Source organism: Paraburkholderia sp. BCC1876 (assembly GCF_902833695.1).
Lineage (GTDB): Bacteria > Pseudomonadota > Gammaproteobacteria > Burkholderiales > Burkholderiaceae > Paraburkholderia.
In genome coordinates, this window is the sequence record NZ_CADFGI010000006.1 from 163,022 (window position 1) to 182,256 (window position 19,235).

Below are 19,235 nucleotides of genomic sequence, written 5' to 3' on the forward strand. Positions count from 1 at the left end.
ATGAACGGCCCAGTGTCGATCGAAGTTCTCAGGCAGCATCTGATCGATCCGGAAATCTGCATTCGCTGCAATACGTGCGAAGAGACTTGCCCGGTCGATGCGATCACGCACGACGACAACAACTATGTCGTCAAGGCCGACCTGTGCAACGGCTGCATGGCGTGCGTGCCGCCGTGTCCGACCGGTGCGATCGACAACTGGCGCACCGTGCTGAAGGCCGACGCTTATCCGATCGGCGAGCAGTTGACGTGGGACGTACTGCCGGAACAGAACACGATGGCGGTACCGGTTGTTGACGAGTCGTTAGCGTCGGGTGACTCGCCGGAGGGCGCGAGCGGGATCGAAGTGGATACCGTGCGCGGCTCGGTGGTGCCGCCCTGGTCGGCTGCGAAGCCGTATGTGAATCTGTACACGCACAAGGCGCCGACCACGGCGACCGTGGTGGGCAACTACCGGCTCACGGACGGCTCGACCGACAGCGACATTCATCACATCGTGCTCGATTTCGGCTCGATGCCGTTTCCGGTGCTGGAAGGACAATCGATCGGCATTCTGCCGCCGGGCGCAACGACGGATGGCCGCACGCACCACGCTCGTCAGTATTCGATCGCGAGTCCACGCGATGGCGAACGTCCCGGTTATAACAACGTGTCGCTGACCGTCAAACGCGTGTCGCAGCAACACGGCGACGCGATCGATGGCGTGTGCTCGAACTACCTGTGTGATCTGAAGAAGGGCGACGTGGTCAACGTGATTGGCCCGTTCGGCGGCACGTTCCTGATGCCGAACCATCCGAACTCCCATCTGCTGATGATTTGCACGGGCACCGGTTCAGCGCCGATGCGCGCGATGACCGAGTATCGCCGGCGCCGTCGGCTCAAAGGCGCAACCGGCAAACTGATGCTGTTCTTCGGTGCGCGAACCAAAGAGGAGTTGCCGTACTTCGGGCCGCTCACGAATCTGCCGAAGGATTTCATCGATACAAATCTGGCTTTCTCGCGCACGCCGGGGCAGCCCAAGCGTTATGTGCAGGACGTCATGCGTGAACGCGCCGTGGATGTCGCGCAGATGCTGAAAGACGACAACACGCACATTTACGTGTGCGGTTTGAAGGGGATGGAAGACGGTGTGCTGCAGGCGCTCAAGGAGATCGGCGAGCAGGTCCAGCTGGATTGGGAAACGCTGTGGGCGAAGTTGAAGAAGGAAGGGCGGTTGCATCTGGAGACGTATTGAAGAGGCGCTGGGCTGACGAGGCTTTTCTTGAGTGCCGTAAAAAGGCCCCACTGCCTCGCAAGCGCAGCGGGGCTTTCTTTCTGCTGCCCGGTTTCTACCGCGAAGGATCCACCCCTTCCTCTCGTTGCGCCGGCGACACCGCCCCGCACGCCCGAATCACCAACTGCACCACTTCTTCCGTCGTCGCATCGAACGCTTTCTGCGTCAACGCGCGCTTGCCCTTGAGCGCGCGAATCTGCGCATCGAAATCGGCGTAGTGCTGTGTAGTCGCCCAGATCATATACATCAGCGTCTGCGCATTCACCGGCGCCAGCAAACCGCGCGCGATCCAGTCGTCGATCACTTTCACGCGGCTGTCGAGCCACGGTTTCACACGACCGGTGAGAATGTCTTCCATATGCTCGGCGCCGTGAATGATTTCACTCGCCCACACCTTCGAACCCAGCGGCCGACGTCGCGACAATTCCATTTTCGCGCGTACGTACCCGCCAATCGCTTCGACCGGATCGTCGCTGCATTCGAACGTGTCCGCCGCGCGATGCCAGTCCTCGAACAGATCTTCCAGCACGCGACGGTAGAGCGCGAGCTTCGTTGGGAAGTAGTAATGCACGTTGGCTTTTGGTAAGCCGGCACGCTCCGCGATCATCGCGGTGCTGGTGCCGTCGAGACCGCGCTCGGCGAACACCGCCTCCGCGCACGCCAGAAGATGCGCCTCGTTCGACTCGCGAATGTGCGCCTTGCGCCGCCGCAAAGGTGCGCGTGTTTCTTCGTTTTCCGTGATGCCGGCTGTCACGTCGTCGTCTCTCATGTTCGCCTTCGGCGGCATGGGTGCCGCGTCGCGCTTCATTCTAGTCGTTCGGCGCGCCGCTCACCTATCCAATCTTCACGACCCATTCCCCCGTGCTGCAGTGCAATGGCACGCTTCTCGCTATGTTTGTCACCGTACGAAAAGCATTGATTTGGCGGGCTTAATCGTCTACAACCTGTCCAACTGGACAGGATTGGAAGAGCGGCCGATACCCCAAGGTTTGCCCCCTCTCACGAGAGGCGATCGAGCGTATCGAGTGTGCACCGCCGCCGTGCGGACACGCCCCAAAAACCGCCGCCAATGCACCAGTTTCATGTCGGTTCACCGAAAGGAGCGAGACGAATGAACGCGGTATCCGAAGCACTGAGGGGCGCCGAACCCACGACGTCGATCAAGGTCGACGGCAAGCGCCTGTGGGACAGCCTGATGACGATGGCGAAGATCGGCGCGACGCCGAAAGGCGGCGTGTGCCGCCTCGCGCTCACCGACCTCGACAAGGAAGGGCGCGATCTGATCGTCAGTTGGGCGAAGGAAGCGGGCTGCACGGTCAGTGTCGATCAGATGGGCAATGTGTTCATGCGTCGCGCCGGACGCGTGGCGGACGCGCTGCCGGTCATGACCGGTTCGCATGCGGACTCGCAGCCGACCGGCGGCCGCTTCGACGGCATCTACGGCGTGCTCGGCGGTCTCGAAGTGATCCGCAGTCTGAACGATCACGGCATCGAGACCGAGCATCCTGTCGAAGTGGTGATCTGGACCAACGAAGAAGGCTCCCGCTTCGCGCCGGCGATGGTGGCCTCGGGTGTGTTCGCTGGCGTGTTCACGCTGGACTACGGCCTTTCGCGCAAAGACGTGGACGGCAAGACCCTCGGCGAGGAACTCGAACGGATCGGCTATGCGGGCGATGTGCCGTGCGGCGGACGTCCTCTGCATGCGGCGTTCGAACTGCACATCGAACAGGGGCCGATTCTCGAAGCGGAGCAGAAAACCATCGGCGTGGTGACCGATGCGCAAGGTCAGCGCTGGTATGAGATCACGCTGACGGGTCAGGAAGCGCACGCGGGTCCGACGCCGATGCCGCGCCGCCGCGACGCGTTGTTAGGCGCCGCGCGCGTGGTCGATCTGGTGAACCGTATCGGCCTCGACCATGCGCCGTTCGGCTGCGCGACGGTCGGCATGATGCAGGTCTATCCGAACTCTCGCAACGTGATTCCGGGCCGCGTGTTTTTCACCGTCGACTTCCGTCATCCGGACGACGCGGTGCTCGCGACAATGGATGCCGCGTTGCGCGAGGGCGTGGCGAAGATCGCGAGCGGTATCGGCCTCGAAACCGAACTCGAACAGATCTTTTACTACGCACCGGTCGCCTTCGATGAAGCCTGCGTGAAGTCCGTGCGCGCTGCCGCCGAACGCTTCGGCTATCCGCATCGCAACATGGTGTCCGGTGCGGGACATGACGCGTGTTATCTGTCGCAAGTCGCGCCGACGTCGATGGTATTCGTGCCGTGCGTCGACGGGATCAGTCACAACGAGATCGAGGACGCCACCTTCGAGTGGATCGAGGCGGGCGCCAACGTACTGCTGCACGCCATGCTCGAGCGTGCCTGCGAGCCGGTTTCATGACGCTTTACCGCAAGCACCAGCATCAGCATCGGCTTCGGCGGACCCGTTTAGGGTCCGCATGGTTCGAGCGGTCGCTTCACCGTAGTTAGTGCCCACAAAACATGCCGCCCCGGCTCCGCTTCAGCGCAGCCGGCGGGACCGGCTACGTCCTCACATCGAAGAAGGAACGTGTATGGCTATCAAGCAAACCGGCGACATTGCCGCGCAGCGCCTGTCGCCCGAGCAGCTTTCGTGCGAGTTCTCCGATATCGCGCCCTTGCTCGACGCGAGCGCGGCTGCCGCGGCGGCGAGCCGTTGCCACTACTGCTACGACGCGCCGTGTGTGAATGCGTGTCCGACGCAGATCGACATTCCCAGTTTCATTCGCAAGATCGGCAACGGCAATCTGAAGGGCGCAGCGGTGGACATTCTGTCGGCCAATCCGCTGGGCGGCATGTGCGCGCGCGTCTGTCCGACCGAAATTCTTTGCGAAGGCGCTTGCGTGCGCAACCATCAGGACGCGAAGCCGGTGGCGATCGGCGCGCTACAACGTCACGCCACCGATTGGGCGATGGCGCGCGGCGAAGTGCTGTTCAAGCGCGCGGCGGACACGGGACGGCATGTCGCGGTAATCGGCGCGGGGCCAGCGGGGCTCGCGTGTGCGCATCGGCTTGCGTTGAGCGGTCACCAGGTGACGATTTACGACGCGCATGAAAAGGCGGGTGGCCTGAACGAATACGGCATTGCCGCGTATAAAACCGTCGACGATTTCGCGCAGCGTGAAGTGGCATGGCTGTGTTCGGTCGGCGGTATCGACATCAAACACGGTGTGACGCTAGGGCGCGATATCGATCTCGATACGCTGCGCCAGCAACACGATGCGGTGTTCCTCGCGATCGGCCTCAGCGGCGTGCGCGCGCTCGCCATGGAAGGCGAGGACCTGAGCGGCGTAATGAACGCGGTGGATTTCATCGAGCAGATTCGCAGCGCGAGCGATGTCGGCACGGTGCCGGTCGGGCGGCGCGTCGTTGTGATCGGCGGCGGCAATACGGCGGTCGATGCCGCCGTGCAAAGCCGCAAGCTCGGCGCGACCTCGGTGACGATGGTCTACCGGCGCGGTGTCGAATCGATGAGCGCCACATGGGCCGAGCGCGACTTTGCGCAGACCAGCGGCGTCACGCTCGTCACGCATGCAGCGCCGACGCGTTTGATCGGCGACGCAGGTGTAGTGACCGGCGTCGAGTTCGAGCGCGCGTCGAGCGAGGGTAGCCAGGAGCGTTTCGTCGTCGAAGCCGACATGGTGCTCAAAGCGATCGGTCAAACGCTGGTGCCCGTCGGTATCGAACGCGAGTTGCTGACGCTCGACGGCAATCGTATCGCGGTGGACGAAAGTGGCCAGACCTCGTTGCCCGGCGTATGGGCCGGCGGCGATTGCGCGGCCAGCGGCGGCATCGACCTCACGGTGCAGGCGGTGCAGGACGGCAAGATCGCGGCCGCCGCGATCGATGCGCAGTTCGCCCGCACGGCGGTGAAAGCCGCCTAAGCCGTAGCACAGCGCGCGGTTGACGCTAACCACGCCAGCCGCAAGAAACATGCAGCCGAACACCCAGACAAAAAATAGCCGTCCCCAAGGAGCCGAACATGGCCGATCTGCGCTGTACGATTGCCGGCATTACCTCGCCGAATCCTTTCTGGCTCGCGTCCGCGCCGCCCACCGACAAAGCCTATAACGTGAACCGCGCGTTCGAAGCGGGCTGGGGCGGCGTGGTGTGGAAGACGCTCGGCCTCGACCCGCATGTCGTGAACGTCAGCTCGCGCTACGGCGCGGTGCAATGGAACGGCCAGCGTATCGCGGGGCTGAACAATATCGAACTGATCACCGACCGTCCGCTCGACGTCAATCTGCGCGAGATCGCGCAGGTCAAACGCGACTGGCCGGATCGCGCGATGATCGTCTCGCTGATGGTGCCGTGCAACGAACGCGACTGGAAGTGGATTCTGCCGCTCGTCGAAGATACCGGCGCCGACGCGGTCGAACTGAATTTCGGCTGCCCGCATGGCATGAGCGAACGCGGCATGGGCGCGGCGGTCGGGCAGGTGCCCGAGTACATCGAGATGGTCACGCGCTGGGTGAAGGAGGGCAGCAAGCTGCCGTGCCTCGTCAAGCTCACGCCGAATATCAGCGACATCCGCCTCGGTTCGCGCGCGGCGTATAAAGGCGGCGCGGATGGCGTGTCGCTGATCAACACGATCAACTCGATCGTGGCGGTCGATCTCGACGCGATGTCGCCGTTGCCGATGGTCGACGGCAAAGGTACGCACGGCGGCTACTGCGGTCCAGCGGTGAAGCCGATCGCGCTGAACATGGTCGCGGAAATCGCTCGCGACGTCGAAACGCCGAACCTGCCGATCTCCGGCATCGGCGGTATTTCAACGTGGCGCGATGCCGCCGAATTCATGGTGCTCGGCGCGGGCAGCGTGCAGGTTTGCACGGCGGCGATGCACTACGGCTTTCGCATCGTCTCCGATCTCGCGGACGGCCTGTCGAACTGGATGGACGAAAAAGGCTACGCCACGCTCGACGAGTTTCGCGGCCGTGCGGTGCCGAACGTCACCGACTGGAAGTACCTGAACCTCAAATACGACATCAAGGCGCGCATCGATCAGGACAAGTGCATCCAGTGCGGCCTGTGTCATATCGCCTGCGAGGACACGGCGCATCAGGCGATCATGAAAGAAAAAGATGGCGTCCGGCATTTTGAAGTGATGGACTCCGAATGTGTCGGCTGCAATCTGTGCATGCATGTGTGTCCGGTCGAAGAATGCATCACGATGGAACGCGTGGATCAGGGCGAGTACGCGAACTGGACCACGCAGCCGAACAACCCGGCACGTGTGAATGCGACGGAGCCCGCCGCGACGGAAGCGGCCGTCACCGCCGAACCTGCGCACGCGGCCAGGGCAGCCTGAGACGAGCATTCCCCAAAGGCCTCAAGCGCCGTCAGAAGCCGCGCGGGCCTCAACGATCCAGTGGAGATCTTTCGATGAAGCAGACAGCGCAACCCGCCGATCCGCAGTTCGCGGCCGGCGTGCAGGGCAGCAGTCTTTACAACGACGACCTTGCGCCGACCGGCGTCGCGCAACGCACGTGGAGGTGGTATCACTTCGCGGCGCTGTGGGTGGGGATGGTGATGAATATCGCGTCGTACATGCTCGCGGCCGGTTTGACGGAAGAGGGCATGTCGCCGTGGCAGGCGGTCGCGACCGTGCTGCTCGGCAATCTGATCGTGCTGGTGCCGATGCTCCTGATCGGTCACGCCGGCGCAAAACACGGCATTCCGTACGCGGTGCTGGTGCGCTCCTCGTTCGGCACGCAGGGCGCGAAATTGCCGGCCATGTTGCGCGCGATCGTCGCGTGCGGCTGGTACGGCATTCAGACCTGGCTCGGCGGCAGTGCGATCTATACGCTGCTGAACATTCTCACCGGCAACGCGCTGCACGGCGCGGCCTTGCCGTTTCTCGACATCTCGCTCGCACAGCTCGCGTGTTTCCTGGTGTTCTGGGCGTTGCAGATTTACTTCATCGTGCACGGCACCGATTCGATCCGCTGGCTCGAAAGCTGGTCCGCGCCGATCAAGATCGTGATGTGTATTGCGCTCGTCTGGTGGGCGACGTCGAAAGCGGGTGGCCTTGGTTCGATGCTGTCGGCGCCGTCGCAATTCGTACCGGGCGGCAAGAAGGAGGGCCTTTTCTGGGTCACATTCTGGCCGGGTCTCACAGCCATGGTCGGTTTCTGGGCGACGCTCGCGCTGAATATCCCCGACTTCACGCGCTTCGCGAAAACGCAGCGCGATCAGATCATCGGCCAGTCGATCGGGCTGCCGTTGCCGATGGCATTGCTCTCGGTGATCTCGGTGGTGGTGACGTCGGCAACGGTGGTGATCTACGGGAAGGCGATCTGGGATCCGATCGACCTGACGAGCCGCATGACCGGCGTCGGCGTGGGCGTTGCGCTGATCATCCTCACGCTCGACACGATGTGCTGCAATCTCGCCGCCAACCTCGTCGGCCCGGCTTATGACTTTTCGAGCCTGTGGCCGAAGGGGATTTCGTATCGCGTCGGCGGCATGATTACCGCGACCATCGCGATCGTGATGATGCCGTGGAAGATTCTCGCCACCACCCAAGGCTATATTTTCACGTGGCTGGTGGGTTATTCGGCATTGCTCGGACCGGTGGCCGGCATTCTGATGGTCGATTACTTTCTGATTCGCGGCACCCGTCTGGATCCGCGCGAACTGTTCGACGAGCACGGCGAATACAGCTATACCGGCGGCTGGAATATCGGCGCGGTGGTCGCGCTGGTGATCGGCGTGCTGCCGAATCTGCCGGGCTTTTTGCATACCGCGTTTCCGGCTTCTTTTCCGAACGTGCCGGCGATCTTCAATACGCTCTATACGTATGCGTGGTTTGTCGGACTCGCGTTGGCGTCGATCGTGTACAGCGCGTGGATGAAGCTCAGCAAAGGACCGAGCGCGCGAGTGGCGAGCGCCTAGTTAGTGCCTGACGTCAGCGTAATGGATAGAGGTAGCACCGAAACCAGCAGTTCATAAGGAGGCGCAACATGACGACCCTGATTCGCGGCGGCACGATTATCGACGCGGAGAACACGTATCGTGCGGACGTATTGTGTGCGGATCCGCAGGACGGCGGTACGATCCTGCAGATCGGCGTGGACCTCGAAGCGCCGGCCGGCGCCACGATTGTCGACGCGGGCGGCCAGTACGTGATGCCCGGCGGTATCGATCCGCACACGCATATGGAATTGCCCTTCATGGGCACGACGGCGAGCGATGATTTCTATACCGGCACGGCGGCGGGACTATCGGGTGGCACGACCAGCATCATCGATTTCGTGATCCCGAGTCCGAAGCAATCGCTCATGGAAGCGTTCAACGCGTGGCGCGGTTGGGCCGAGAAAGCCTCGGCGGATTACGGATTTCACGTTGCGGTCACCTGGTGGGACGACTCGGTTTATCGCGACATGGGCACGCTCGTGCATGAGCATGGCGTATCGAGCTTCAAACACTTCATGGCCTACAAGAACGCGATCATGGCCGACGACGAAGTGCTCGTGAACAGCTTCTCGCGTTCGCTCGAACTCGGCGCGCTGCCCACCGTGCATGCGGAGAATGGCGAACTGGTGTTCCAGTTGCAGCGCCAGTTGCTGGCGAAGGGCTTTACGGGTCCGGAGGCGCATCCGCTGTCGCGACCGCCGGAAGTGGAGGGCGAAGCGGCGAACCGGGCGATTCGTATCGCGCAAGTGCTGGGCGTGCCGGTGTATATCGTGCACGTGTCATCGAAAGACGCGGTCGATGCAATCGCGCGGGCGCGCAGCGAAGGCTTGCGCGTATTCGGCGAAGTGTTGCCGGGCCATCTGGTAATCGACGAAGCGGTGTATCGCGATCCCGACTGGACACGCGCGGCGGCGCACGTGATGAGCCCGCCGTTTCGTTCCGCCGAGCATCGCGAAGCGTTGTGGCACGGTCTGCAAGCGGGCCAGTTACAGACTACCGCGACGGATCACTGCGTGTTCTGCGCGTCGCAGAAGGCAATGGGCCGTGAAGACTTCACGAAGATTCCAAACGGGTGCGGCGGCGTGGAAGATCGCATGGCGGTGCTCTGGCATCACGGCGTGAATAGCGGACGTCTCACGCCGAATGAATTCGTGCGTATCACGTCGACCAATGCCGCGCAGATCTTCAACCTCTATCCGCGTAAAGGCGCGGTGCAGGTCGGCGCGGACGCCGATCTCGTGGTGTGGGACCCGAACGCGAGCAAGACGATTTCGGTGAAGACGCATCATCAGAAGGTCGACTTCAACGTGTTCGAAGGCATGGCCGTGCAAGGCGTCGCGATGCACACGCTGACGCGCGGCGCGCTCGCGTGGACCGATGGCGAGTTGCGCGCGGTGCGCGGGGCGGGGCGTTATTTGAAGCGTCCGCCGAATCCGGCTTACTTCGACGCGATCCGCGTGGCCAACAAACGCAAGGAGCCGCATCCGGTGGAGCGGTAGGCTTTCTGTAGACCAGCCAGGGGCGGTGCTGTGGTTTTCCACGGCGCCGCCCTTTCTCTTGCCGCCGCGCGTTTGTCGCATTAGCCGCCGCGTTTGCCTCCTTAGCCGCTGCATTAGCCATGGTCGCGCCCCTCCCGTGTTTTCCCCGATGGCGTGCCGCCCGCGTTCCATGATGCGATGCATGCCGTTCGTCCTATCTGCTATAACGTCGTATTCGACGCCATGTCATCGGCCGCGGCTGTCGCCTTAGCACGTATGCGCATATTGATCGGAAACCTGATCCTTTGTAAAAGCGTGAGCCCTTTGCTACAGTCCGCCCACTCTGCCGGGCGCAAGCGCGGCGGGCCCTGCCCAAGCATCACTGATGCAGCAAACCTGACGGAGCCACCTGATGAAGTCGAAGTCGATTCGTTCCATTCTGCTGATCGCGCTGTTTCAAGCCGTCGCCGTGACCTCGGCCTTCGCCGCCGATGAACTCGCGCAGATCAAATCCGCCGGCGTGTTCAAAATCGGCACCGAAGGCACTTACGCGCCGTTTACGTTTCACGACGAGTCCGGCAAGCTGACCGGCTTCGACGTGGAGATCGGCACCGCGATCGCGCAGCGTCTGGGCGTCAAGCCGCAATTCGTGGAAGGCAAATGGGACGGATTGATCGCCGGTCTCGACGTGAACCGCTACGACGCGGTGATCAATGAAGTGGCGATTACGGATGCGCGCAAGGTCAAATACGATTTCTCAGACCCGTACATCACGTCGCACGCGGCGCTGATCGTGCAGTCGAGCAACACCACGGTGAAGAATTTCGACGACCTGAAGGGCAAGAAGTCGGCCAATACACTGACCAGCAACTTCGGCAAGATCGCCGCGGCGCATGGCGCGGAAGTGATCCCCGTGCAGGGCTTCAATGAGTCGATCGATCTGCTGACCTCGGGCCGCGTGGACGCAACCGTCAACGATTCGCTGTCGTTCCTCGACTTCAAGAAGCACAAGCCGGACGCCAAAGTGAAGATCGTCGCGCTCGATACCGCGTCGGACAGCAGCGACAAATCCGCCGTGCTGATCCGCAAGGGCAGCCCGGAACTGGTGGCGGCGATCAACAAGGCGCTGGCCGACATGAAGAAAGACGGCACCTACGAGAAGATCTCGCAGAAGTACTTCGGCAAAGACGTTTCCCAGTAAGCCCCCACCGCGAGTCTGAATCATGCCGGCATGGTTGCATCTGATGGCGCATTCGCTGTGGCCCCTGCTGTATGCGGGGCTTGTGTTCACCGTGCCGCTGACGCTGGCGTCGTTCGCGATCGGCATTGTGCTCGCGTTCGTCGTCGCGCTGGTGCGGCTGTTCGGGCCGAAGTGGGCGGTGGCGATCGTGCGTTTTTACGTGTGGCTGTTTCGCGGCTCACCGTTGCTCGTGCAACTGTTCGTGATCTTCTACGGCTTGCCGAATGTGGGGATTGTGCTCGATCCGTTGACGGCGGCGATCATCGGCTTTTCGCTGAATGTGGGCGCGTACAACTCCGAAGTGATTCGCGGCGTGATCGAATCGATTCCGAAAGGGCAGTGGGAAGCCGCCTATTCGATGGGGATGACACGCAGCCAGGCACTGCGTCGCGCGATCCTGCCACAAGCGGCACGCGTGGCGCTGCCGCCGCTGTCGAACTCGTTTATCGCGCTGGTCAAAGACACCTCGCTGGCGGCGGTGTTGACGGTGCCCGAAGTGTTTCAGGCAGCGCAGCGGATCGCCTCGGTCACCTACGAGCCGCTGATTCTCTATACCGAAGCGGCGCTGGTGTATCTGGTGTTCAGTTCGGTGTTGTCGTCGGCGCAAGTCAGGCTCGAACGCAAGTTCGGCCGTCACGCACTTTTCCAGGCAGGTAACTGATGATCCGACTGGAAAAAATCGACAAGTATTTCGGCGGCTTGCGCGTGCTCAGTTCGGTGGATCTGAAACTCGAGCCGGGCAATGTTACGGCGCTGATCGGTCCATCCGGCAGCGGCAAAAGCACGCTGTTGCGCTGCGTGAACCTGTTGGAAATTCCTGAAGCGGGTTCACTCCAACTCGGCGATCAGCGGCTCGAATTCAGTCGCGATGAAAAACCGTCGCGAGATGCGGTGCTGACGATTCGCCGTCGCACCGGCATGGTGTTTCAGAACTTCCAGTTGTTTCCGCATCTGACCGTGCGGCAGAACGTGATGGAAGGCTTGCTGACCGTGCAGAAGTGGGACAAGGAAAAAGCGCGTGCGCGCGCCGATGAATTGCTGGAGAAAGTCGGCATTGCGCACAAGGCGGACGCGTGGCCGGCCACGCTCTCCGGCGGCCAGCAGCAGCGCGTGGCGATTGCGCGGGCGTTGGCGCCGTCGCCGGAAGTACTGTTGTGCGACGAACCGACTTCGGCGCTCGATCCCGGGCTCGCCGCCGAAGTAGTCGAAGTGCTCAAGCAGCTCGCCACCGAAGGCATGACGATGCTGATGGCCACGCACGATCTGCGGCTCGCCGCGACGATTGCGCGCGACGTGGTGTTTCTGAATAACGGCGTGGTGAAAGAAGCGGGGCCGTCGCGTGAGATCTTCATGCAACCGCGTGAACCGGAAACGGCGCGTTTCGTGTCGACGTTGACGCACAGTCTGCCGGACTCGTGGACTGAACGAGGTTGAGTACCAGGTTCAAGAGCGGCACCCACTCTTCAGAAAGCGAGAAGCCGTGACGGAGTTCTCTTTACAGGACTTTTCTCTGTTCGTGCGGCTCGCCGAATCTTTATCCGTCGCCGCCGTGGCGCGCGAACGCGATGAACATCCGAGCCAGGTGTCGCGCGCGTTGTCGAGAATGGAGACGGAGTGCGGTCTGCGATTGTTTCACCGCAGCACGCACGGTTTATCGTTGACCGACGACGGCCAGCTCTTTCTCGAACACGCGAAACTGATCTCCGGCAATGCGGCCAGGCTGGCCGACGATCTCGCGTCGCGCGGCGACAAGGTATTGGGCTCGGTCAGAATCAGCGTGCCATGCATTCTGGCCGAGTACGTGCTGATTCCAAACTTGCGAGTGTTGATCGATCGTCACCCGGACCTCAGCGTGAGTTTGCACATCTCCGACCGGCCGGTAGATATGTCGACGGAAGGCATCGATGTCGCGATCAGGGCGGGTATCTCGCCGCGAGACACGCATGTGGCGCGCAAGCTCGGATCGCATCGCAGAGCCTTATATGCCTCGCCTGGTTATCTCGCCACTCGCGGCATGCCTCGATCGCCTGGCGATCTGGCGCGCCACGATCTGATCGCCAACGCGGCGGTGACCTCGCACAATCAATGGCCGTTCGACGGCGACGATGAGTTCCCCACGTTCCCAGTGGCGGGAAGAATTCTTGCCGACAATACCTCGGCGATCGTCTCGCTCGCGCAGGCGGGTCTGGGCATAGGCCGCATCAACAAGATCATTGGCGATGAACTCGTGGTGCAACGGAAGCTGACGCAAGTGCTGGCGGATTACGAGGACACGACCGAATTCGACATTTCAGCCGTGACGCTCGCGCCGAGAAATCGTGTGCCGAAGATCCGTGTCTGCCTCGCGTTTCTCTCCGAGTGCTTTGCGGGTTTCAGATAGCCCGCATTAGTGGCATTTCAATTGAGCGACGTGTCGGTGAGGTGATTCCTGATCTTGTCGAGACCGGCTTGCGCGCAAACTTCGTCATCGACACTTTTGGGTGCGCCACTCACACCGATGGCGGCAATTGCTTGGCCGTTCTGTTTCACCAGAACGGAGCCCGGCAGGAACAGAAGATTCGGCGTTCCACTGGTCGCGACGGCTGGAAGCCCAGGCGCGAAGCCGGATATCAGTTTGATTAACGCGCCATTCGTATCGGCGCCCATCATCGGCCCCATGCTCATGACGGTGTAGGCCTTGCGGAACGAGAACCCTTGCGAATGAATTGGGCTGCCGTCGCCGCGTAGTTGCAGCTTGATCACACCGTCCGCATCCACGATCGCGACGGCGACCCGGAAACCTTTGGCTTCGCAGGCGTGGATCGTTTCGGTCGCGGCGTCCATTGCTAATGACAGCGGGAGTACGCTGGTATTGAGTGGCGTTGCCGCATTCACGGGCATCGACGGAGCGATGCCCGAAACCACCAACACCGCCAGTCCCGCCAGTCCCGCCAGCGTTTTGTACAGGACGAGGCCACGTCCTTTTGCTTTAGCGTATTCAACGTTCATTGCTTGCACTCTCGCTTTCATGTCGATAGAAAACTGCCTGAGTCTCCTTTGAACCCGAATCGAAAGTTCAGGAAGAAGACGGCGCAACTATCGCAGGGTCGCTTTGCCGCTGAAAGAGAGTAGAGCGCAATTCGGTATTGCAGAACGAGCACGACGTGCTTTGCGGACCACAATCGCGGCCAATAGAAAAGGGGCGTCCGGAATGAATCGAACGCCCCTTCAACAACACTAGCCATCAATGGCAGGCTAGCTATTTCACACAGCTACGTCTTGTGCCGCATCGTTCAATGCCGCGTCGAAGAAGCTTGCCTTCGCCTCCGCATTCGCGCGTGCATAAGCACGATTCACGCCGCTGATCACCGCGCGAATCGATGCGGTCACCAGATTGGCATCGATACCGACGCCGAACGCGCTACCCGCCACCTCGGCGCCCGCCATTTCGGCGACGGCTACCGCGCGCGCATCCGCGCCTTGCGTCAACGCGCGTTCTTCATAGTGCTGGATCCGCACCGGTGCGCCGATGGCGTGCATCAGCGCGTCCAGCGGGCCATTGCCTTCGCCGCTCAACACGCGGCGCTCGCCGTTGATCTCGACCGTGAGCTTGATGTGTTCACGTCCGTCGCGCTCGGACAGGTTGTGGCCCATGTAATGAATCGGCGCGACGTTCTGGACATACTCTTCCTGGAACAACGCCCAGATCTGTGCGGGCGTGACTTCATGGCCGCTTTCGTCAGTAAAACGCTGCACTGCCGAGCTGAAATCCACCTGCAGGCGGCGCGGCAACACCACGCCGTAGCTCTGCTCGAGCAGATACGCAATGCCGCCTTTACCCGACTGGCTATTCACGCGGATCACCGAATCGTACGTACGGCCGAGATCGCTCGGATCGATCGGCATATACGGCACTTCCCACAACGCGTCCGGCTTCTGTACCGCGAGCCCCTTCTTGATCGCGTCCTGATGCGAACCGGAGAACGCGGTGAACACCAGATCGCCGACATACGGGTGACGCGGATGCACCGGCAACTGCGTGCATTCTTCCGCGGTGCGCGCGACTTCGTTGATGTTCGAGAAATCGAGCTCGGGATCGACGCCCTGCGTGTACAGATTCAACGCGAGCGTAACGAGGTCGACATTGCCGGTGCGTTCGCCATTGCCGAACAGGCAGCCTTCGACACGATCGGCGCCGGCCATGACTGCGAGTTCCGCCGCCGCGACCGCGGTGCCGCGGTCGTTATGCGGGTGGACGGAAACGATCAGCGAGTCACGGCGCGCGAGATTGCGGTGCATCCATTCGATCTGGTCCGCGTAGACGTTCGGCGTGGCCATTTCGACGGTGGCGGGGAGGTTGACGATCGCCTTGTGGTCCGGCGTCGGTTGCCAGATGTCGAACACGGCGTCGCAGACTTCCTTCGCGAAGTCGAGTTCGGTGCCGCTGAACACTTCCGGGCTGTATTGCAGCGTGAAGTGCGTTTCCGGCGAGGCATCGGCGAAACGCTTCATCGTGCGCGCGGCCTTTTGCGCGAGCTCCTTCACGCCGCTCTTCTCGAGACCGAAGACGATCTTGCGGAATTCCGGCGCAGTCGCGTTGTACAGATGGACGATCGCACGCGGTACGCCACGCAAGGATTCGAAGGTGCGTTCGATCAGGTCGTCGCGGGCTTGCGTCAACACTTCGATGGTGACGTCGTCCGGAATATGGCCGCCTTCGATCAGCTCGCGCACGAAATTGAAGTCGGTCTGCGATGCCGACGGAAACGCCACTTCGATTTCCTTGAAGCCGATCTGCACCAGCGTCTTGAACATGCGCATTTTGCGCTGCGCGTTCATCGGCTCGAACAGCGCCTGATTGCCGTCGCGCAGGTCGGTGCTCATCCAGATCGGCGCGCGCGTGATGGTGCGCGACGGCCATTGGCGATCCGTCAAGTTGACGGGCTTGAACGAGCGGTATTTGGTAGCAGGGTTCTTCAACATTTTCATCATCCGAGGGTGAGACCAGATAGCTGGGAATCGACCGGACGACGAACAGATGTAACAACGCGCCGGTCGGAAACCGGGGCTGGGTCAGTTACTGGGGAATTGAGCGGTGCTTCGGGTGTAGCAGATTCAGATGGAAGCGCGCAGCAGCAGACCTAGCCCGGTAGAGGGGGCTAGTAGTAGCGATAGGATGGTCTGGGCGCGGTACATAGTGCGCCATAGGAACATATTATTGGGATGGCGTCAAGCGCCATCCCGCCGGCGGCTCGTGTGGACGCCGCTGCGGACGCCTTGCTGGCGCCACGGATTTATTGCGCGGGTTTCAGGAAGCGCAAGGTCATGCGGTCCGATTCGCCGATGGCCGCGTATTTTGCCCGGTCGACGTCGCCGCCCTCGTAGGTGGGCGGCAGCGACCAGACGCCGTGCGGATAGTCTTTCGTGTCACGCGGATTGCTGTTCACTTCGCTGCGGCCGATCAACTGGAAGCCGGCCGCGCGCGCGTGCTCGATCACGTAGTCTTCGGTCACGTAGCCGCTGTCGATGGTCTGCTGCAACGAAGTACCGGGCGCCGCGCGATGTTCTTCGACGCCGAGTATGCCGCCGGGTTTGAGCGCCGCGTAAAAGGCGCGCAGGTTGGCGTCGATCTGGCCGTCCTTGATCCAGTTGTGGATGTTGCGGAAGGTCAGCACGCGGTCGAAGCGGGCGTCCGCCGGGAAGCCGTTGAACTGGCCGGCCTTCAGCGTGCCGACCACCACATTGCCGTACACGGCGGGCGCGTCGGCGAATTTGCGCGCGTACGCGGCCCGGTTGGCTTGCGTTTCCGCCGATGGCACGGCTTGCGGGGCGTCGTATTCGGCCTCGTAGAGCTTGCCCTGGTCGCGTAGGTACGGCGCGAGGATTTCCGTGTACCAACCGCCGCCGGGCGCGATTTCCAGCACGGTTTGCGACGGCGTCAGCTCAAAGAACTGCAAGGTTTCTTGCGGATGACGGTAGAGGTCGCGCTGGCGAGCTTTGGCGCCGCGTTGAGGGCCGGCGACTGCGGCTTGCAGTTGCGCCGCGTTGGCTGGGGTGGCGGCCGGGTTCGATGCTGATGCCTTTGACGTTGCCGCAGTCGGGCCGGCGCATGCCGCCATGAGCAGTGCGGCGCTGAATGCCGCGAGCGTGCCAGACAGCGCGCGGGCTTTCGGAGTGAAGTTGGCGTTCATGAGATCCATTATCAGGGCGTTCGAACCGCGGGGAAATCGGCAATCGGAATAAAGATAGGCGCTGGCGGAATTGGGTGCTGATGTTGCGGCGTCGGAGGGTGGGTGAATTGTCTTGAGGCGGTGGACGAGCGGGCGCGCGGGTTGCGGGGATTGCAGTGCGGGAGGTTGATATTGACGTGGCCGAAGTTGCCGAATCCGAACCGGACGGCGGCGCGTATAAATAAAGGGATCAGCGTTGGCCGCACGCTGGATCGCCGGATAGCCGGATCGGAAACCGCGGACAGGATCACTTCTTTTCACTTTGCCGGAGGCAGCCATGAAACGAACGTCGAGGACATTGAAGGCAGTACGGATCTTGCTATGTGCCGCCGCGTGCGGGATCGCTGTGCAGGCGGGCGCTCAGGGCCTGAGTGTGCAGGACGACGTCAACGCGCCGCAAAACGGCTTACGCCTGATGCCGAACGCCGCGCGCGGCAGCGAATACCCGACGCACGGCAACCAGCAGGCCGGCGAGATGAACCTGAATCCGACCGACCCGCGTGCGCAACTGGTCAACGGCTTGCCGAACAACACGAATGCCGGCGGCTACGGTTCGCCGCTCGCGGGCGTGCGCACGTATGTGCAGCCGACCGCCATGCCGTCGATGCCGGCCAATTAAGGGTTCAGAGGGAGAACGGCCGTGCCGCATCGCGCGCTGGTGTGCAGCGCATCTCCGCACGGGGCCGTTGCTGACTGTTGCTGACTGTTCTGACTGCGGCTGACTAATTGAAGTTTTGCGCGGATCAGAGGCCGAACACGATCCGCAGCGTGTCGTTCTGCACGATCACGGACACGCCGATTACCAGCAGGATCAGCGGCAGCAGTGCCGTGCCGTAACGCCGGATCGGCGCGCCGAGCAACGGATGTTCGACGAGCCACACCGCACCGGCGCACCAGAGCCCGATCATCACGATAAACATCAGCGAGATAAACATGCCGTCGGCATGTGAATGACTGGCATACAACGGCACGTAGACGGCGATGTTGTCCGAGCCGTTGGCGACCGCCACGCATGCGACGGTCCACCAGGATGAGCCGTCGCTCACTGTGGCGGCCGTTCCGGATGCGCTTGCCGGGTTGGCGCTGGACGGGCCGAACCGTTCCCATGCCTTGGCGAGCCCGACGCCGATCGGCAGAATGCCGAGCAGGCCGACGTAACCGGTGGGCAAACGCGTCAGCAGCGCCGCCACCAGAATCGCCGCCACGATCAAGGCCAGCGAGCCAGCGAATTGCCCCACGATCACACGACGCCGCTGGCGTCCCGCTTCCGCGAGAAAGGCGAGCAACACGAACAGGTTGTCGATGTTGGTGGCGACGTAAGCCGCAATGGCGAGCAGGGCGAGGCTGAGCATGCGGGAAAGCCGGTCGATACGGGGTGAAGAAACCGGGCTGCGTCCCTTGAAGGACGCAGGCGGGAAAGAAAGCCGCGCGGCGCAGCAGCGTCGGCCCGTCAACACGATGCCGATACGCGCTGGCGAGGTCAAGGTTTTGACGTGTCGCGAGTCGTTTTGCGCGCGGTCCAGGGTTGCCGGCCCGCGCGTCACACAGACCGTAGCGGCCGACGTCGAGTGTCCGCCCCGTAAGCTACAATTGCCGACGGCTTGAAAAACGGAACATCAATGAAGATTCGGATTCTCTCCCTCGTCTGCGTCACGACTGCCGCCACGTTGCTGGCCGGCTGTGCCGTCTATAAGAACCCGAGCGCATGCGAGCAGTTGATGCGAAGCAAGCTGGCTGACACTTCCACGGATACGCTGAAGATCGATCACGCGGGTGCCGCGATCGACGGTACACGCGTGGTGGTCGAAGGTACGATCGAACACGTGATGACGGCGTCGGAAGTGGCGGCGGCTACGCCGCCTGTCGTGGCGGCGAATGCCGCCGGGGCATCGGAAACAGCAGCGGCAGCAGTGGCTAAGGCTGCTTCGAGCGCCAACGCGCTTGCGCCCAAAAACGCCAAGCCGAAGAAGACGACAACAGCTGCCGCCGCCGAATGCACATTCCACGGCGAGACGCTGGGCGTGTTCACCTGGCTGGCGCCTGCCAAGCTTGCCGCGCCGCCTGCCGAAGCCGCCGAGGAATAAATCG

17 protein-coding genes are annotated in these 19,235 nt (G+C 62.2%); 12 read left to right on the top strand and 5 right to left on the bottom strand.

Translation table 11 applies throughout. The features are described 5' to 3' along the window. A complete protein-coding gene (boxA, locus tag HWY05_RS22515; RefSeq protein WP_035546754.1) occupies positions 1-1,233 on the top strand; it encodes a benzoyl-CoA 2,3-epoxidase subunit BoxA in 1,233 nt (410 codons plus the stop codon). 94 nt (positions 1,234-1,327) lie between these two features. On the opposite strand, the gene HWY05_RS22520 is transcribed toward boxA, so the two are convergent. After that, positions 1,328-2,041: a TetR/AcrR family transcriptional regulator gene (locus tag HWY05_RS22520; RefSeq protein ID WP_035549196.1), complete on the bottom strand. Its 714-nt coding sequence runs from the start codon at positions 2,039-2,041 to the stop codon at positions 1,328-1,330. 342 nt (positions 2,042-2,383) lie between these two features. Here HWY05_RS22520 and HWY05_RS22525 point away from each other — a divergent pair, with 342 nt between their 5' ends. From HWY05_RS22525 to HWY05_RS22565, 9 genes are all read left to right on the top strand, one after another. Then, the gene (locus tag HWY05_RS22525) at positions 2,384-3,664 is read left to right on the top strand and encodes a Zn-dependent hydrolase (RefSeq protein WP_035546751.1); all 1,281 of its coding nucleotides are present in this window, start codon (positions 2,384-2,386) and stop codon (positions 3,662-3,664) included. Positions 3,665-3,836: 172 nt separating this feature from the next. Further along, positions 3,837-5,186, top strand: a complete 1,350-nt coding sequence (locus HWY05_RS22530; protein ID WP_176059682.1) for an NAD(P)-dependent oxidoreductase — start codon at positions 3,837-3,839, stop codon at positions 5,184-5,186. Positions 5,187-5,284: 98 nt separating this feature from the next. Next, complete coding sequence (gene preA, locus HWY05_RS22535; protein ID WP_176059683.1) at positions 5,285-6,613, top strand: NAD-dependent dihydropyrimidine dehydrogenase subunit PreA; 1,329 nt, start codon at positions 5,285-5,287, stop codon at positions 6,611-6,613. Positions 6,614-6,687: 74 nt separating this feature from the next. Then, positions 6,688-8,199: an NCS1 family nucleobase:cation symporter-1 gene (locus HWY05_RS22540; protein ID WP_176059684.1), complete on the top strand. Its 1,512-nt coding sequence runs from the start codon at positions 6,688-6,690 to the stop codon at positions 8,197-8,199. Between the two features lie 68 nt (positions 8,200-8,267). After that, complete coding sequence (gene hydA / locus HWY05_RS22545) at positions 8,268-9,719, top strand: dihydropyrimidinase (protein ID WP_176059685.1); 1,452 nt, start codon at positions 8,268-8,270, stop codon at positions 9,717-9,719. Positions 9,720-10,110: 391 nt separating this feature from the next. After that, entirely contained in the window at positions 10,111-10,899 is a 789-nt protein-coding gene (locus HWY05_RS22550) for an amino acid ABC transporter substrate-binding protein (protein WP_176059686.1), read from the top strand. 22 nt (positions 10,900-10,921) lie between these two features. Next, positions 10,922-11,599: an amino acid ABC transporter permease gene (locus HWY05_RS22555; protein WP_035546740.1), complete on the top strand. Its 678-nt coding sequence runs from the start codon at positions 10,922-10,924 to the stop codon at positions 11,597-11,599. Then, positions 11,599-12,372 carry an amino acid ABC transporter ATP-binding protein gene (locus HWY05_RS22560; protein WP_176059687.1) on the top strand — a complete coding sequence of 258 codons (774 nt, stop codon included), beginning with the start codon at positions 11,599-11,601 and terminating at the stop codon, positions 12,370-12,372. Before HWY05_RS22555 ends, HWY05_RS22560 begins: the two co-directional genes overlap by 1 nt. Before the next feature lie 46 nt (positions 12,373-12,418). Continuing rightward, positions 12,419-13,318 carry a LysR family transcriptional regulator gene (locus tag HWY05_RS22565; protein ID WP_176059688.1) on the top strand — a complete coding sequence of 300 codons (900 nt, stop codon included), beginning with the start codon at positions 12,419-12,421 and terminating at the stop codon, positions 13,316-13,318. Positions 13,319-13,335: 17 nt separating this feature from the next. On the opposite strand, the gene HWY05_RS22570 is transcribed toward HWY05_RS22565, so the two are convergent. The 3 genes from HWY05_RS22570 to HWY05_RS22580 all read right to left on the bottom strand — a co-directional run bounded on the left by HWY05_RS22570 (position 13,336) and on the right by HWY05_RS22580 (position 17,117). Further along, complete coding sequence (locus HWY05_RS22570; RefSeq protein ID WP_176059689.1) at positions 13,336-13,926, bottom strand: heme-binding protein; 591 nt, start codon at positions 13,924-13,926, stop codon at positions 13,336-13,338. Between the two features lie 255 nt (positions 13,927-14,181). After that, entirely contained in the window at positions 14,182-15,900 is a 1,719-nt protein-coding gene (leuA, locus tag HWY05_RS22575) for a 2-isopropylmalate synthase (RefSeq protein WP_176059690.1), read from the bottom strand. A gap of 311 nt (positions 15,901-16,211) precedes the next feature. Further along, positions 16,212-17,117, bottom strand: coding sequence for a class I SAM-dependent methyltransferase (locus tag HWY05_RS22580; protein WP_176059691.1), 906 nt, complete (start codon positions 17,115-17,117; stop codon positions 16,212-16,214). 307 nt (positions 17,118-17,424) lie between these two features. Here HWY05_RS22580 and HWY05_RS22585 point away from each other — a divergent pair, with 307 nt between their 5' ends. Next, a complete protein-coding gene (locus HWY05_RS22585; RefSeq protein ID WP_176059692.1) occupies positions 17,425-17,766 on the top strand; it encodes a hypothetical protein in 342 nt (113 codons plus the stop codon). Between the two features lie 124 nt (positions 17,767-17,890). Here HWY05_RS22585 and HWY05_RS22590 read toward each other — a convergent pair whose 3' ends face one another. Next, entirely contained in the window at positions 17,891-18,499 is a 609-nt protein-coding gene (locus HWY05_RS22590; protein ID WP_176059693.1) for a cadmium resistance transporter, read from the bottom strand. Between the two features lie 267 nt (positions 18,500-18,766). Between HWY05_RS22590 and HWY05_RS22595 the strand changes: the two genes are divergently transcribed. Continuing rightward, positions 18,767-19,231 (top strand): hypothetical protein, encoded by a 465-nt coding sequence (locus HWY05_RS22595; protein WP_176059694.1) that lies wholly within the window; start codon positions 18,767-18,769, stop codon positions 19,229-19,231. Positions 19,232-19,235 lie beyond the last annotated feature (4 nt).